Genomic DNA, 15,313 nt, shown 5'->3' with positions numbered 1-15,313 from the left:
ACCTTAAAGCTAGACTTAAGGTCAAATCCTCGGGCCGCCTCTCAAACTACACAAGGCGGCCGACGCCGGAGGGATACCTTGAGATGACTAAGAAACTGAGTGTTCCAATTCGAAACGCGTGCCCCGCCGAGATCGCGGCCCATGAACTGTGTCCAGGCGGTACTAAGGCGATCTTCGAGTAGCGCAACATGCGGGTGACCCGGTATCACAGAGATACCGAATCGATTCGTCTCTGGCCCCGCAACCTTATGGGTCCTCTAAAGCGATGCATCACCCTTCAAAAGCGGCAGTAGCACCTGCTTGAGCGTGTCCATTTCGGGCAGGCCTGAGGGACTACCGTAGAGGGCCTCCGTCGTCTCGTCCTGCAACACCAACTGTGTTGCGTTGCACTGAGGATCACCATCAATCAGCAAAACACTAAGGCGCTCTGTTTCAGCGATGTATGAGGCAACATTGCATGCCAAAGTGGTTTTGCCGACGCCTCCTTTATTGTTGAAGAAGCAGAGGCTGCCAAGGGTGGGCATCAGAAGGGGCTCCAAGGCCTAGCTTGAGTGATTCGCTCAATCTTGCTGGTTCGGCAAGAGGCATACAAGTAGTTGCACCGCCGTAGTAACACATTTCAGTGCTAAGCGCGGTTGTCAGGTGCAGCTGTGCGCCGCGCTCAGCGCCGCCGTCGGGATCGTGGATATGTCCGAGCTTGCCGCGGCTGACGCACTCGGACGACGACATGACCTACGCGAGCGTCACCGATACTGACGTCATCAAGGGACTCGCTGGCGTCGGTAACGATTACCAACGGCATCGTTCGCGCCTGAGCACGGCGCACGCGGCCGCTGACGTCCAAAAGCTCGGTTACATCGGCGGCAAGGCTGTACGTGAAGCTGCACGTCGATTTCTCCGGCACCCACAGCACTGGCACGCCACTCGTGCGGTCTGGGTCAAGCGCAGGGGCGACTTCCAGGGCGTCGGCTAGTAGGCCGTCATCCAGTCAATCCTCGAGCCCCGCGGCACCTTCCGGTACATAAAGCGATTCAAGAGGGCTTCGTCTGGCGACCACCTATGATGCAGCAAGGACTCCGCGGTCCCTCCCAAGCTGAACAACGCAGCCGCCGCCATGTCGGCTGTCTGGCGGGAGACCAGACGATGTATGATGGTTAAGGTGACCGCCGCTCCTGGCCCACAGCGGACATCCAATCGGAATGACCATTGCGTCCGGAGTTTTCTTGGCCTGTCGGTCGCAGTCTTCCGGTCGCCTTCAGGTGGCTCCGCCGGTCCACGCGGTACCAACGCTGTAAGTAACTACAGGTTGGGCGCGACAATCCGTCTCTTGTCCTCATCTCAAGGTTGAGCTTGGATACAGAAATATTGCCTAAAGCCGTGGAGGACGACCTACGGTTAGTCTCTCGGTGTTTGCGCTGCGCGATGGGCGCGGACGTCAAAGAACTACTTCTGGCGCTAATTTCGTTCGCTTACACTGCCTCGGTCGCATACGCACGCGATCCAAATGAGAATTGCAGAGGTTGTGTCTCAGCATTCGGCAGGTGCCAGGAAAGTGGAACGACCCAGTTTGCGAAGCAAGAAGGCTGCGTGCAGAGCACCTGTCGCGCCGGACCCGCCATTTCATCCGTGCCCGGCTCACCATCGGCCCCTAGCCGCATGCTTGCTCCCAGTCGACCAGGCGTTGGCCCTAAGAACCGGAGAGCAATTGAAAGATTGCTTGTACCGCGCAAATGCTCTCCAGGCTCGCCTCGCCTATCAGAAAACGGCGAGGAAGCTGAGGCGGAGGTAGGAGTTCTAAAGAAGTTGATAGCTTTGGTCAGTTTGGAGGGGCGCGTATAAACGCCCAGAAGACGGCTGTCTGAGCAGAATCTTGTTCAATTAGAGCATCGACGATTTTGCCCAAGCCGACCTCGATGATGCATTCTGCAAGTTGTGGTTGCACTGACTCTTCGTCGTCTCATACAAGGAGCTTTCAGATGCGCGCCAGAGCACTTCGCTTAGTCGCAATTTTCAGCTCACTTTTGTTCACACTGCCAGCACGTAGCGGCGAAATCCCACCCTCCGACCGTGATCCTCTAGAGGGCATTCCTCCTCAGTATTTGGCTCGTGTGGGTAATGACATTCATTTTGGAGATATGATCTTCAAAGCACGTCAACCTGGCGACACGACACTTGGAGCCGTAGGGGGCGCACTTTGGCCAAATGGCATCTTAGTCTATGCCTTCGATGCCGCCTTAACCGATCCTACTAAACGCAGTGCGTTTGTCTCCGCATGTAACGCCTGGACCGTCAATACTCCGATCATCTGTCGGTTGAGATCAAACGAAGTCGATTACGTCTTGGTTCGAGAACATATGGGCGATGGATGTTTTCCTCCTAGCACGACAGTCTCTGTTAGCTGCTCGTACATAGGCATGGTTGGCAAGGCTCAGAATTTAAGCGTTCATGTCAACCACTGGGGTGTGCCGTACGTATTGATACATGAAATTGGGCACGCACTTGGCTTAATCCACGAGCATCAGCGCTCGAATCGCGGTGGCTATGTGGAAATCAATTTCGGGAACGTAATTGCAGGAGCAGAGCCGAACTTTGTGACAATGGCGTATACTTCCGCCAGCGATTACGATTACGATTCAATTATGCACTATGGCAACTGCTTGTTTAGTAACTTTCCGTGCGATGAAACTACGTTTGGCACGCAGACAATCTGGCCTGTAGGATGCCAGCGGGACAAAGTTGGCGGAGCCAGCATTTCCGCTCTTGATCAGAGCACTATGAGAAATGCATACGTTCCGATCGTTATGGCGTTATTTGCAAGTGAGAGAAGCTCAAAATGCGGTTTGCAGGAGTATAGCCAGCAGCAGACGCACGCTTTATGCGGCGAAAACTGCACTCACGCGAGTGCGATGGTCTGGATTAGAGAAACTGTGAGCTATGACAGTGAATGTGGCGTGCCATTCCCGGCCGGCAAGGGCCCGGCCATGTGCGCCGCCAGACGGCAGGAACATATTAGACACTGGTTCGATGTTGATCATCTTTCGTGCGGCTTTCCCCCTCGCGACAAAAATGAGATTTGGGCGCGGTGCGGCTGCTCACGTCAGACTTTGAATCTTACTTGCAACAACATGGGATCCGCTCCTTCCGAAGATGGAATCGAGAAGCTATCTCACTCGAAGGCCTCCAGAGAGTGGTCGTTTGGGCGCAATATCCGACGTCTTCGCGATTTGATGGAAGCGAGTAAGATCGATGCGGAGGCCATAGCCCACGCCACTCGTCTCGCAATTGCGAACTACCGAATGCCCGGTTTCCCTTGGCGGTTTGGCAATATGCAGTTCTGGGCAGAACGACATATAAACAAAGAACGCAGAAGAAACCCCACTTACTTACTTAGTGTCACAGACGTTGAGTTCTTTGCGACGAAAGCAGGCTTGGCTACCACCCGCATCCAGTAGCTTTTTCGGGAAATTCAGGCTCATGCCGCCATCGGAGGCGTAGTGGCCGTCTCAAGTCTTTGAGTACAAGTTCGCAATATCGCATCTGCGCGACCGATGCGGGGATTGTCAGAAGCGCGGGCTGCCGTCGGCTAATATGTCGTAGTCGGCGAGACCAGCGCCATCCATCTCGGCGACGGCGAGCCGCGCGTGGTCTTCCGAGATCGCGATGCCGTTGGGGAAGCGCAGGCCGTCTGCGACCACGCGCATCGTGCCGTCGGGCAGCACCAGAATGATCCGTCCGACCGCGCCGCGGCCCTCCGGCGGTGGCAGGTTGAAGCCGAGATCGCCGACATAGGCACGGCCCTGCCCGTCGACGATCATGTCGTCGATCGTGCCGGTCGCGATCTGCGACAGGTCGGCGTAGGGCGACAGCTTGCCGTCGGAGAACCGCAGCAATTTCTTCTTGAACATCGTCAGCACGATGATGTCGCCGTTCGGCAGCACGCCGAGACCGCAGGGCGTGTCGTCGGGCACCGACGTGTGCGTTTGCAGTTCACCGTCCAGGCTGACGCTGAGCAGCGTGCGCGCCATGCAGTCGACGAACCAGAGGCGGCCGTCGTGCCATCGCGGCGCCTCGAAATAGCGGCCGCCGTCGTGGATGGTCTTGAGCTCAGTCATGCCGCAGCCGTGATTGCGCGCTTCCCGGCGATGGCGCGAATCGAGTGATCGATCAGTGACATCCGCGCGGGTCCGCCTAAACTGGGTACGAGCATAATCAAGAGGAAATCCCATGGCGAGCACCGTGTTCGATTCGGCCCTGTTCCGCGACATGTTCGGCACTGCCGAGATGCGCGCGGTGTTTTCAGATGAAGCCCTGGTCGGCCGCTATCTGGAGACCGAGGCGGCGCTGGCCCGGGCGCAGGCGCGCGCCGGCGTGGTGCCGAAGGATGCGGCTGTTACGATCGACGCCGCCGCGCGCAGCATCACGATCGACTACGAGGCGTTGCGCCGGGAGACCGAGATCGTCGGCTATCCGATCCTCCCCCTCGTCCATCAGCTGTCGAAGGCCGCCGGCGACGCCGGCCGCTATGTGCACTGGGGCGCCACCACGCAGGACATCATGGACACCGCCAACGTGCTGCAGATCCGCGCCGCGCTCGACATCGTCGCGCGCGACCTGAAGGAGCTGCGCGGCATCCTCGCGGGTCTTGCGAGGAAGCATCGCGACACGCCGATGGCCGGGCGCACGCATCTGCAGCAGGCCCTGCCTGTCACCTTCGGCTACAAGGTTGCGGTCTGGCTGTCGTCGATCGATCGCCATATCGAGCGGGTCGAGCAAGCGCGGCCGCGTGTCCTGCTCGGCGAATTCTCCGGCGCCGCCGGCACGCTCGCCTCGGTCGGCGACGGCGGCCTCGAGATGCAGCGGCTGTTCTGCGAGGAGCTTGGTCTCAACCAGCCTTCGATCACCTGGCATGTCGCGCGCGACGGCATTGCCGAAGCGGTGAGCCTGCTCGGCCTGATCACGGGCACGCTCGGCAAGATCGCGACCGACGTGATGCTGATGTGCGCCACCGAATTCGGCGAGCTGTCCGAGCCCTTCTTGCCCGGCCGTGGCGCCTCCTCGACCATGCCGCAGAAGCGCAACCCGATCTCCAGCGAGCTGATGCTCGCGGCAGCGAAAGCCGTACGCCAGCACGTCGCCACCATGCTCGACGGCATGATCCATGATTTCGAGCGCGCCACCGGTCCGTGGCATCTGGAATGGGTGTCGCTGCCGGAGAGTTTTCTGCTGACGGCGTCCTCGCTCGCGAACGCGAAATTCATGCTGGCGGGGCTCGTCGTACACGAGAAACGCATGCGCGAGAATCTCGACCTGACGCACGGGCTGATCGTCGCCGAAGCCGTGATGATGGCGGCGGCGCCAAAACTCGGCCGGCAGCATGCGCATGACGTCGTCTACGATTCCTGCCGCAAGGCGATCGAAGGTGGCGGCGATCTTGCCGATATCTTGTCCGGCGTGCCGGAGATCGTGGATGCGCTCGGCGGCCGCGAGGCCATTCGCAGGCATTGCGATCCCGCCAATTATCTCGGGCTTTGCGGCGAGATGGTCGACCGCGTGCTCAGCGGCCGACGCTGATCTTGTAGCGCGCAATGCGGGCTACAAACTGATCACCGGTCTCTGTGACCCGTGGTCACGCAACGGAACCCAGCCGGTATTTCACCGGGGCCGGGTTCCCGCCCAAATTCCAGCTTTCGCCATGTTTCCCTGTTGAGTTGCACCGCGTTAACGATTTGTGAATCGGGGATTGGGATAGTCGCGGCCCGTTGTGCCGCGTGATGTGATTTTGATTCTGCCTGATGGTTTTCGCAGGGGGACCACGGAATGAACCGGTGCCGACGTCCGCTGGCGTGTTTCGCAGCCATGACTGCGCTTGCGCTCATCTCAACCAGTGCGCTGGCCAAGCCCAGCCATCACCAGGCCAAAAAGACCCAGGACGCCGGCAAGAAGAGCGCTGACGCCGGCAAGAAGAGTAGCGACGCTGGCAAGAAGACCACGGACGCCAAGAAGGAAGCGCGCCATTCGCACAGCGCAGCCGCGGGCAAGCGCAAGCACGCCAAGCGCGGCGAAGAGCGCAAATCCGCGAAAGCGAAGAAGGACAAATCCGACGAGGCAAAGTCCGAGGACTCAGGCAAGCCGCAGCTCACCGGCGATCTCGCGCTGGTCCGCGATGCGATCCTGGCCGCGCGCAAGGGCAAGAACAGCGACGCCAACGATATCAGGGCGAAGATATCAGACCCCGTCGGGCAAAAGCTCGTCGAGTGGTACATGCTGCGCCATTCCGAGAGCGACGCGAGCTTCAACCGCTATGCCGCCTTCATCGCGGCCAATCCGGACTGGCCGAGCATTCCGATGCTGCGCCGCCGCGCCGAGGCCCGGCTGTGGCAGGAGCGCGCCGATGCTGCCAAGGTGCACGCCTTCACCGCCGACCGGCCGACCAGCCTAAAGGGCAAGTTCGCGCTGGCCCGCGTGCTGCTTGCCGAGGGCGACCGCGAGCGCGCCACGTTGTTGGTGCGAGAGGTCTGGCGCTCCGAGGAACTCTCCGAGAAGACCGAGAGCGACGCCTATGACGCCTTCCGCGATCTCCTGACCAGCGACGACCATCGCGCGCGGATGGACCGCCGCATCGGCGCCAAGGATCTCGTGGGCGCCAGGCGCGCCGCGCAGCATATTGGCAGCGACGCAGTGGCGATCGTGAAGGCTTGCGGCGCCGTCCGCGGCGAGTCGTCGAAGGCGCAGAGCGCGCTCGACGACGTCGCGACGGAGATGCGCGGCGACCTCGGCTACACGCTGTGCCGAATCCAGTACCTGGTCGCACAGAACAGGATCGACGACGCGGCCCGCGTGACGATCGCGGCCGATCCCGCGACCATGGACCAGCAGGACACCGACCAATGGTGGCGCGAGCGGCGCTCGCTGGCGCGCAAGCTGATGGACCAGGGCAAGTTCCAGACCGCCTATGACGTGATCCGTCCGGCGGCGCTGCCCGACAATGAGTATTACCGCTCCGACCTGCATTTCATGTGCGGCTGGATCGCGCTGCGCTATCTCGACGACGCCAAGGCGGCGGCGGCGCATTTCGCCCGCATCGACGAGGGCCAGACCAACCCGACCGTGCTGTCGCGCGCCGCCTATTGGCAGGCCCGTGCAGCGGAAGCGCTCGGCAATGGCGCGGCGATGCAGGCCGGCTTCCGCAAGGCGGCGCGCTATCCGACCGCCTATTACGGGCAGCTGGCGCGCGCGAAACTCGGCATCGACGGCATCGAGCTGCGTGCGCCCTCGCCGATGCTCGCATCCGCCGACACGACGGCGATGCCGGCCGACGAGCGCGTCCGCGCCGCCGACATGTTGTACGAAATCGGCGAGCCCGACGTCGTGCTGTATTTCGCCGCCGACCTCGCCGGCGAAAGCAACAATGTCGCGGTGCTGCAATCGCTCGGCGAGCTGACCGGCCGCCGCAATGATGCGAAGGCGATGCTGCAGATCGGCAAGATCGCGCTCGCCCGCGGCCTTGCGCTCGACACCTACGCCTTCCCGACCATCGGAATCCCCAGGCACACGCCGATCGCGCCCGACATCGGCCGCAGCATGACCTATTCGATCGCGCGCACCGAGAGCGCATTCGACCAGCGCGACAAGTCCGCCGCCAACGCCGTCGGCCTGATGCAGGTGACGCCGGAGGCCGGCCGCGACACCGCCAAGCGTTTCAAGGTCAGCTACGACTGGGACAAGATGGTCAGGGATCCCGTCTACAACACCCAGATGGGCGCCGCCGAGCTCAGCGCGCTGCTCGCCGAATATCGCGGCAACCACATCATGACCTTCGCCGGCTACAACGCCGGCCGCGGCCGGGTGCGCGATTGGATCAAGGCCTATGGCGACCCCAGGGATCCCAACGTCGACCCCGTCGACTGGGTCGAACGCATCCCGCTGTCGGAAACCCGCAACTACGTGCAGCGCGTGATGGAGAATTTGCTGGTCTATCGCGCGCGGTTCGGCGGCGACGATGCGACGGTGGTGGCAAAGAGCGGCGACCGCGTCGAGCCGCAGGTAAGCGACGCGCTGTTGCCGGCGGCTGCCGCCGCGGTGCCGTCGCAGTAGTGATCGTCGTCCTGGCGAAAGCCAGGACCCATTACCACCGAGCCCCGTTGTGAAGGGATCGTGGCCCCAACGCCGTGCAACAATTGGCATTTGTGGTAATGCGTCCTGGCTTTCGCCAGGACGACGGTGTGGCTCAATCCACCTTCACATTCGCCGCCTTGATCATCGGCCACCATTTTGCGATCTCGGCCTTCTGCCAATCGCCGAGTGCTTGCGGGGTCAGTCTGTCCTTGGGCGGCATCTGCAGGCCGAGGTTTTCGAACTGCTTCTTCACGGCGGGATCGTTCAGCGCCTCGACGGCGGCGGCATTGAGCTTGGTGACGATATCCTTCGGCGTGCCCTTGGGCACCCAGAGGCCGGACCACAGCGTCATGTGGAAGCCCGGCAGGCCCGCTTCATCCACGGTCGGCACGTCGGGCGCGGTCTCGACGCGCTTGTCGTCGCTGACGGCGTAGGCGCGGATGTTGCCGGCGCGGACCTGGTTGATCGAGTTCGAGGTCTGGTCGACGATGATGTCGATTTGCCCGGCGACGAGATCGTTCAGCGCCGGACCGGTGCCGCGATACGGCACGTATTGCAGCTTCACGCCGGAGACATTTTCGAAGTAGAGCCCGGCGATGTGGCTGCCTGAACCGGCGCCCGCAGTGCCCGCGGTCGGTGGCGACGGGCGCGACTTCAGCCAGTCCAGCAGCTCCTTCAGCGACTTTGCCGGCACCGCGTTCTTCGAGACGATGATCATCGGATTGCTCGGCAGCAGCACCACCGGCTCGAGATCGGCGACGAGATCGTAGCCGAGCTTGTAGATCGCACCGTTCGCCACATGGGTGCCGAGATGGCCGAACGAGACGGTGTAGCCGTCAGGCGGCGAACGCACCGCGCGGCCGACGCCGATCGAGCCGCCTGCGCCGGTGACGTTCTCGATCACAAACACCTCGCCGAGCGACTGCTTCATGCGCTCGCCGAGGATGCGCGCCATCGCGTCCGACGGCCCGCCGGCGGCAAAGGGTACGATGATGGTGATGGGATGCGTCGGATAGGTTTGTGCTGGCGCCGCTCCGGTGAATGTAACCATCGCCAGCACGGCCAGAAGCAGCTTCCGCATCACGCTCTCCCAAATATTTTCTTGTTCTATAAGCTTGAAGGGCCACCCTTTGACAGATGGCCCTTCGGATGATGCGTCAGAATTGCGCAAAATCAATCGGCTTGTGCCGGTCCAGCGTCCGCGTGACCGGCGGCAGCGGGTATTTCAATCCGGTCGCGCAGTTGAACAGCATGACGCGGTCGGTCTTGCTGACGCGGCCGTCGGCGAGGCTCTGCGTGTAGGCGGCGTAGGTCGCAGCGCCCTCGGGGCACAGCAGCAGCCCCTCCTCGCGCGCGACCTCGTTCAGCGCGGCCGAGATCTTGTCGTCGTCGACGGCGATGGCAAAGCCCTTGCTCTCGCGCACCGCGCGCAGGATGAGGAAATCGCCGATCGCCTGCGGCACGCGGATGCCCGACGCAATGGTGTGGGCGTCCTCCCAGCGCGCGGCGTGCTCGGTGCCGGCGTCATAGGCCCGCACCATCGGCGCGCAGCCGGAGGCCTGGACGGCGACCATGCGCGGGCGCTTCGAGCCGATGAAGCCGATCTTCTCGAGCTCATCAAAGGCCTTCCACATGCCGATCAGGCCGGTGCCGCCGCCGGTCGGATAGAAGATCACGTCGGGCACGTCCCAGCCGAGCTGCTCTGCGAGCTCGAGCCCCATCGTCTTCTTGCCCTCGATCCGATACGGCTCCTTCAGCGTCGAGGTGTCGAACCAGCCGACTTTTGCTTTCCCCTCGCCGACGATCTTGCCGCAATCGTCGATATAGCCGTTGACGCGATAGACGGTGGCGCCCTGCAGCTCGATCTCCGAGACATTCACTTCAGGTGTATCCGCCGGGCAGAAGATCGTGGTCTTGATGCCGCAGCTCGTCGCATAGGCCGCGAGCGCAGCACCCGCATTGCCGTTGGTCGGCATCGCCATGTGCTTGATGCCGAGCGCCTTGCCCATCGACACCGCCATCACCAGGCCACGCGCCTTGAACGAGCCGGTCGGCAGCCGCCCCTCGTCCTTCACGATGATCTCGCCGCCGCCGAGCTTTCGCGAGAGTTTCGGCAGCCGGATCAGCGGCGTCGTCACCTCACCGAGGCTGACGATGTCCGTGCATTTGCGCACCGGCAGCAGCTCGCGATAGCGCCACATGTCGGCCGGGCGCTGCGCCAACGCGTCCTTGGTGAGCGCCTTCTTCACGCCCGCGAGGTCGTAGCGCACCAGCAGCGGCTTGCCGGCCTTGGAGAGGTTGTGGACCTGGTCCGCCGGGTAATGATCGCCCTCCATCGCGCATTCGAGATGGGTGACGAAGGTCGGGCGTTCGATGGTGAGGTTGTCGTTGTCTTTCACGATTATGCTCTCGTGTTGTTGGGGGATCAGATGTTCAGCACACGTCCGTAAGCATCCAGCACGGCTTCCTTCATCATCTCCGACAAAGTCGGATGCGGGAACACGGTGTGCATCAGCTCTTCTTCGGTGGTCTCCAGGTTCATCGCGACGACATAGCCCTGGATCAGCTCGGTGACCTCGGCGCCGATCATGTGGGCGCCGAGCAGCTGTCCGGTCTTCTTGTCGAAGATCACCTTGACCAGGCCCTGGTCTTCGCCGAGCGCGATCGCCTTGCCGTTGCCGACGAAGGGGAAGCGGCCGACGCGGATCTCGCGGCCCCCTTCCTTGGCCTTGGCTTCGGTGAGACCGACGGACGCCACCTGCGGATGGCAGTAGGTGCAGCCCGGGATGAGGTTCTTGTCCATGGCATGCGGATGCAGGCCCTTGATCGCCTCGATGCAGACCACGCCCTCATGCTCGGCCTTGTGCGCGAGCATCGGGGGACCGGCGACGTCGCCGATCGCGTAGATGCCGGGGATGTTGGTCTTGCCGTAGCCGTCGATCACGACGCAGCCGCGGTCGGTCTTCACGCCGAGCTTTTCGAGGCCGAGGTTTTCGATGTTGCCGACCACGCCGACCGCGGAAATCACCCGATCGACTTCGATGGTCTGCGTCTTGCCCTTGCCGTCATCCAGCGTCGCAACCACGCTGTCGCTCTTCTTCTCGAGCTTCGTCACCTTGGTGCTGGTGAGGATCTTGATGCCCTGTTTCTCGAACGATTTCTGGGCGAGCTTCGAAATCTCGGCGTCTTCGACCGGCAACACCTGCGGCAGCACCTCGACCACGGTGACGTCGGCGCCCATGGTGTGGAAGAACGAGGCGAACTCGATGCCGATCGCGCCGGAGCCGACCACCAAGAGCGACTTCGGCATCTTCTCCGGCGCCATCGCTTCAAAATAGGTCCAGACCAGCTTCTTGTCGGGCTCCAGCCCCGGCAGCACGCGCGGCCGCGCGCCGGTGGCGATGATGATGTGTTTTGCCGTATAGGCGCCCTCGCCGGCCGCGCCCTTTGGCGCCTCGACGGCGGATTTCTTCACCGTGATCTTGCCGGGCGCGTCGATCGACGCATCGCCCCAGATCACCGTGATCTTGTTCTTCTTCATCAGGAAGCCGACGCCGTCATTGAGGCGCTTCGACACGCCGCGCGAGCGCTGCACCACGGCCTTCGGATCGTAGGAGACCTTCTCGGCCGACAGGCCGTAATCCTTGGCGTGCTGCATGTAATGGTAGATCTCGGCCGAGCGCAGCAGCGCCTTGGTCGGGATGCAGCCCCAGTTCAGGCAGATGCCGCCGAGATAGTTCTTCTCGACGATCGCGGTCTTGAAGCCGAGCTGCGCCGCGCGGATCGCGGTGACGTAGCCGCCGGGGCCGGAGCCGATGATGATGACGTCGAAGGATGTGTCGGCCATGGTGGCTCCCGTTCAACTCAGGTCGTTGCGCCGCGGGCGCGGCGCCTGAAAATCAAAACCCTGACCAGCCATTCGAGCGCGGCGATCAGGACGAGGATGGCCAAGCCGATGAAGAAGATCGGCTGGGCGATGTTTCGCGACAGCTGCTCGCCGGAGAGGAAGGCGCCGTGAATGACCTCGCGGCCGAGCGGGCTGACGATGACCGCGATCGAGAACAGCAGGGAGATCCAGGGCCAGCGTGTTCGCATTCACCCCGCGCCTCCCCGCGTCAGACCATCATCATCACGGGGTTCTCGATCAGCTGCTTGAAGGCACCGATCAGCTCGGCGCCGAGCGCGCCGTCGATCGCACGGTGATCGCAGGACAACGTCACGCTCATGATCTGCGCGATCTCGATCTTGCCGGCGCGCACGACGGGGCGCTCCTCCGAGGTACCGACTGCAAGGATCGTCGCATGCGGCGGATTGATCACCGCCGTGAAATCCTTGATGCCGAACATGCCGAGGTTGGACACCGCGGTGGTGCCGCCCTGGTACTCTTCCGGCTTCAATTTGCGAGACCGCGCGCGGGTCGCAAAATCCTTCATCTCGTTGGAGATCGTCGACAGCGTCTTGGTCTCGGCCTTGCGGATGATCGGAGTGATCAGGCCGCCGGGCATCGCAACCGCCACGCCGACGTCGGAATGCTTGTGCTTGACCATGCCGCCTTCGGTCCAGCTGACGTTGCAGTTCGGAATCTTCTGCAGCGCCACCGCCATCGCCTTGATGACGAAGTCGTTGACCGAGATCTTGTAGAGCGGCTTCTTCTCCTTGTCCTTCGGCGCGGCCGCATTGATCTCCTCGCGCGCGACCAGGAGCTTGCCGATGTCGCAGTCGATGGTGAGATAGAAGTGCGGCACCGTCTGCACGGACGCGGTGAGGCGCTGCGCGATGGTGCGGCGCATGCCGTCATGCGGCACGATCTCGTAGGAGCCTTCCTGGAACAGCGCGAGGATCTGCTTGTCCGACATCGACGGCGCGATGCTCGGCCCTGCTGCTGCGGGCGCAGCCGCCGGCGCCTTCAGGCCCTTGCCGGACTTTGCGCCCTCGACGTCGCGGGCGACGACGCGGCCATGCGGGCCGGTGCCGGTGATGCGGGCGAGATCGATGCCGGCATCCTTTGCGAGACGACGTGCCAGCGGCGACGAGAAGATGCGGGCGTGGCCGTTGCTCTTCGCAGGTGCCGCCGCAGCCTGCGGCGCCGGTGCGGGCGCGGCTGCCGGCGCTGCGGCAGGCGCCGCAGCGGGAGCCGCTGCAGCTGCTGCCGGTGCCGCGGCAGGCTTCGGTGCCTCGGCAGGTTTCGCTGCGGGCGCAGCTCCACCGCCACCACTCGCGGCCGCCTTCACGTCCTCGCCGTCGCCGGCCATGACCGCGATGACGTCGTTGACCGCGACATCCTGCGTGCCCTCGGGCACCAGGATCTTCGCGATCGTGCCTTCGTCGACGGCTTCGACTTCCATCGTGGCCTTGTCGGTCTCGATCTCGGCGATCACATCGCCGGACTTGACCTTGTCGCCCTCTTTCTTGAGCCACTTGGCGAGATTGCCCTTCTCCATCGTGGGCGACAGCGCGGGCATGAGAATGTTGATCGGCATTGTCAGTGTTCCTGTTGCGAGCGCGGCATGGTCTTGCCCATGTCGGTCGGCCGGGCGATTTCGGCTTCGAACATCTCGACGATGCGCTGCAGCGCCTCGTCCTCGGTGAATTCACTCTCGCGCGAATAGGCGCGCGCGGCGTGGCGGGCGATGTCGACGAGCAGCAGCCCCCACATGTCGGGCTCTTCAAATGCCCGCTGGAACGCGATCGACAGGCCGCCGTCGACGACGAAGGCGCGCAGCACCTCCACCGCGTCGTCGCGTCCCATCACATCAGGCGGCAGCGGCTGTTCCTTGGGGCCTTCCTTGGGACCAGCGGCCATGGCGCTACCGATAGGCTACGGCCTTGGCGGCCGCGACCACCTCGGCGACGGAGGGCAGAGCGAGCTTTTCCAGATTGGCCGCGTAAGGCATCGGCACGTCCTTGCCGGAGACGCGGGCGACCGGCGCATCGAGATAGTCGAAGGCGTGCTCCATGATGCGGGCGGCAACCTCGGCGCCGACGCCGCTCTGCTGCCAGCCCTCCTCCACCGTCACCGCACGGCCGGTCTTCTTGACCGACGCGATGATGGTCTCGGTGTCCATCGGACGGATGGTGCGGAGATCAACGACCTCGGCCTCGATGCCTTCCTTGGCGAGCTCATCGGCCGCCTTCAGCGCATAGGACATGCCCATCGCCCAGGAGACGATGGTGACGTCCTTGCCAGAACGCGCCACCCGCGCCTTGCCGATCGGCACGACGAAATCGCCCACCGGCACCTCACCGCTGTGACCGTAGAGCACTTCGTTCTCGAGGAAGATCACCGGGTTGGGATCGCGGATCGCGGCCTTGAGCAGGCCCTTGTAGTCGGCCGCCGAATACGGCGCGATCACCTTGAGGCCCGGGATCTGCGAGTACCACGCGGCATAGTCCTGGCTGTGCTGGGCGGCAACGCGTGCGGCGGCGCCGTTGGGTCCGCGGAACACGATCGAGCAGCCCATCTGGCCGCCGGACATGTACAGCGTCTTGGCTGCGGAGTTGATGATCTGGTCGATCGCCTGCATGGCGAAGTTGAAGGTCATGAACTCGACGATCGGTTTCAGGCCCGTCATCGCAGCGCCGACGCCGACGCCGGCAAAGCCGTGCTCGGTGATCGGCGTGTCGATCACCCGCCGCGCGCCGAACTCCTGCAGCAGGCCCTGCGTGATCTTGTAGGCGCCCTGATATTCGGCGACCTCCTCACCCATGATGAAGACATCGCCGTCGCGGCGCATCTCTTCAGCCATCGCATCGCGCAGCGCTTCGCGGATGGTCTGGGTAACCATCTCGGTGCCGGCGGGAATTTCCGGATCGGGCGCGGCGACAGCAGCGGGTGCTGCCGGTGCGGCGGCGGGTGCCTCCGCCTTGGTTTCGGACTTGGCTTCGGCGGCCGGTGCAGCCTCCTGCTTCGGCGCGGCCGGTGCCGGCGCCTTGGCGAGATCGGCGGCGCTTTCGCCATCCGACAGAATGGTCGCAATCGGCGTGTTCACCGCGACGTCGGCGGTGCCTTCCGGAATCAGGATCTTGCCGAGCGTGCCTTCATCGGTCGCCTCGACCTCCATGGTCGCCTTGTCGGTCTCGATCTCGGCGATGACGTCGCCGGACTTGATGGTCTCGCCTTCTTTCTTCAGCCACTTGGCGAGGTTGCCCTTCTCCATGGTGGGCGACAGCGCAGGCATCAGCACTTGAATGGGCATAT

At 63.1% G+C, this 15,313-nt stretch carries 14 protein-coding genes; 5 read left to right on the top strand and 9 right to left on the bottom strand.

Annotation, left to right across the window (positions count from 1 at the left end; translation table 11 throughout):
- The coding region (locus JQ604_RS32330) for a hypothetical protein (RefSeq protein ID WP_212364758.1) at nucleotides 1-182 on the top strand (182 nt) is incomplete at its 5' end.
- 75 nt (nucleotides 183-257) lie between these two features.
- Here the strand turns inward: JQ604_RS32330 and JQ604_RS32325 are convergent.
- The gene (locus JQ604_RS32325; protein WP_212364757.1) at nucleotides 258-524 is read right to left on the bottom strand and encodes a ParA family protein; all 267 of its coding nucleotides are present in this window, start codon (nucleotides 522-524) and stop codon (nucleotides 258-260) included.
- A gap of 203 nt (nucleotides 525-727) precedes the next feature.
- Here JQ604_RS32325 and JQ604_RS32320 point away from each other — a divergent pair, with 203 nt between their 5' ends.
- Nucleotides 728-973, top strand: a complete 246-nt coding sequence (locus JQ604_RS32320; protein ID WP_212364756.1) for a hypothetical protein — start codon at nucleotides 728-730, stop codon at nucleotides 971-973.
- Between the two features lie 1,003 nt (nucleotides 974-1,976).
- Nucleotides 1,977-3,452 carry a M12 family metallopeptidase gene (locus JQ604_RS32315; protein ID WP_212364755.1) on the top strand — a complete coding sequence of 492 codons (1,476 nt, stop codon included), beginning with the start codon at nucleotides 1,977-1,979 and terminating at the stop codon, nucleotides 3,450-3,452.
- 108 nt (nucleotides 3,453-3,560) lie between these two features.
- Here the strand turns inward: JQ604_RS32315 and JQ604_RS32310 are convergent, their stop codons facing one another.
- Nucleotides 3,561-4,112: an SMP-30/gluconolactonase/LRE family protein gene (locus JQ604_RS32310; protein WP_212364754.1), complete on the bottom strand. Its 552-nt coding sequence runs from the start codon at nucleotides 4,110-4,112 to the stop codon at nucleotides 3,561-3,563.
- A gap of 112 nt (nucleotides 4,113-4,224) precedes the next feature.
- On the opposite strand from JQ604_RS32310, the gene pcaB reads away from it, so the two are divergent.
- Complete coding sequence (pcaB, locus tag JQ604_RS32305; protein WP_212364753.1) at nucleotides 4,225-5,571, top strand: 3-carboxy-cis,cis-muconate cycloisomerase; 1,347 nt, start codon at nucleotides 4,225-4,227, stop codon at nucleotides 5,569-5,571.
- A gap of 246 nt (nucleotides 5,572-5,817) precedes the next feature.
- Nucleotides 5,818-8,094: a lytic transglycosylase domain-containing protein gene (locus JQ604_RS32300; protein WP_212364752.1), complete on the top strand. Its 2,277-nt coding sequence runs from the start codon at nucleotides 5,818-5,820 to the stop codon at nucleotides 8,092-8,094.
- Nucleotides 8,095-8,227: 133 nt separating this feature from the next.
- On the opposite strand, the gene JQ604_RS32295 is transcribed toward JQ604_RS32300, so the two are convergent.
- The 7 genes from JQ604_RS32295 to JQ604_RS32265 form a co-directional block, all read right to left on the bottom strand.
- On the bottom strand, nucleotides 8,228-9,196 hold the full coding sequence (locus JQ604_RS32295; protein WP_212364751.1) for a tripartite tricarboxylate transporter substrate binding protein BugD: 969 nt from the start codon (nucleotides 9,194-9,196) through the stop codon (nucleotides 8,228-8,230).
- A 76-nt stretch (nucleotides 9,197-9,272) separates the two neighbouring features.
- Nucleotides 9,273-10,514: a threonine synthase gene (locus JQ604_RS32290; RefSeq protein ID WP_212364750.1), complete on the bottom strand. Its 1,242-nt coding sequence runs from the start codon at nucleotides 10,512-10,514 to the stop codon at nucleotides 9,273-9,275.
- A gap of 26 nt (nucleotides 10,515-10,540) precedes the next feature.
- Nucleotides 10,541-11,962 (bottom strand): dihydrolipoyl dehydrogenase, encoded by a 1,422-nt coding sequence (gene lpdA / locus JQ604_RS32285; RefSeq protein WP_212364749.1) that lies wholly within the window; start codon nucleotides 11,960-11,962, stop codon nucleotides 10,541-10,543.
- 17 nt (nucleotides 11,963-11,979) lie between these two features.
- Nucleotides 11,980-12,210: a hypothetical protein gene (locus JQ604_RS32280; protein ID WP_212364748.1), complete on the bottom strand. Its 231-nt coding sequence runs from the start codon at nucleotides 12,208-12,210 to the stop codon at nucleotides 11,980-11,982.
- 20 nt (nucleotides 12,211-12,230) lie between these two features.
- A complete protein-coding gene (locus tag JQ604_RS32275) occupies nucleotides 12,231-13,595 on the bottom strand; it encodes a pyruvate dehydrogenase complex dihydrolipoamide acetyltransferase (protein ID WP_212364747.1) in 1,365 nt (454 codons plus the stop codon).
- Nucleotides 13,596-13,597: 2 nt separating this feature from the next.
- The gene (locus JQ604_RS32270) at nucleotides 13,598-13,918 is read right to left on the bottom strand and encodes a DUF5076 domain-containing protein (RefSeq protein ID WP_212364746.1); all 321 of its coding nucleotides are present in this window, start codon (nucleotides 13,916-13,918) and stop codon (nucleotides 13,598-13,600) included.
- Between the two features lie 4 nt (nucleotides 13,919-13,922).
- The gene (locus JQ604_RS32265) at nucleotides 13,923-15,311 is read right to left on the bottom strand and encodes a pyruvate dehydrogenase complex E1 component subunit beta (RefSeq protein ID WP_212364745.1); all 1,389 of its coding nucleotides are present in this window, start codon (nucleotides 15,309-15,311) and stop codon (nucleotides 13,923-13,925) included.
- Nucleotides 15,312-15,313 lie beyond the last annotated feature (2 nt).

This window comes from Bradyrhizobium jicamae (assembly GCF_018130695.1).
Lineage (GTDB): Bacteria > Pseudomonadota > Alphaproteobacteria > Rhizobiales > Xanthobacteraceae > Bradyrhizobium > Bradyrhizobium jicamae_B.
Note: the sequence above shows the minus strand (reverse complement) of the source record. Positions and strands in the feature narration are given on the sequence as shown.

Bases quoted from the DNA above. Each gene is read 5' to 3' on its own strand.
- JQ604_RS32265 (WP_212364745.1), bottom strand. From the start codon at position 15,311: ATGCCCATTCAAGTGCTGATGCCTGCGCTGTCGCCCACCATGGAGAAG.
- lpdA (WP_212364749.1), bottom strand. From the start codon at position 11,962: ATGGCCGACACATCCTTCGACGTCATCATCATCGGCTCCGGCCCCGGC.
- JQ604_RS32275 (WP_212364747.1), bottom strand. From the start codon at position 13,595: ATGCCGATCAACATTCTCATGCCCGCGCTGTCGCCCACGATGGAGAAG.
- JQ604_RS32270 (WP_212364746.1), bottom strand. From the start codon at position 13,918: ATGGCCGCTGGTCCCAAGGAAGGCCCCAAGGAACAGCCGCTGCCGCCT.
- JQ604_RS32325 (WP_212364757.1), bottom strand. From the start codon at position 524: ATGCCCACCCTTGGCAGCCTCTGCTTCTTCAACAATAAAGGAGGCGTC.
- pcaB (WP_212364753.1), top strand. From the start codon at position 4,225: ATGGCGAGCACCGTGTTCGATTCGGCCCTGTTCCGCGACATGTTCGGC.
- JQ604_RS32300 (WP_212364752.1), top strand. From the start codon at position 5,818: ATGAACCGGTGCCGACGTCCGCTGGCGTGTTTCGCAGCCATGACTGCG.
- JQ604_RS32315 (WP_212364755.1), top strand. From the start codon at position 1,977: ATGCGCGCCAGAGCACTTCGCTTAGTCGCAATTTTCAGCTCACTTTTG.
- JQ604_RS32295 (WP_212364751.1), bottom strand. From the start codon at position 9,196: ATGCGGAAGCTGCTTCTGGCCGTGCTGGCGATGGTTACATTCACCGGA.
- JQ604_RS32320 (WP_212364756.1), top strand. From the start codon at position 728: ATGACCTACGCGAGCGTCACCGATACTGACGTCATCAAGGGACTCGCT.
- JQ604_RS32310 (WP_212364754.1), bottom strand. From the start codon at position 4,112: ATGACTGAGCTCAAGACCATCCACGACGGCGGCCGCTATTTCGAGGCG.
- JQ604_RS32280 (WP_212364748.1), bottom strand. From the start codon at position 12,210: ATGCGAACACGCTGGCCCTGGATCTCCCTGCTGTTCTCGATCGCGGTC.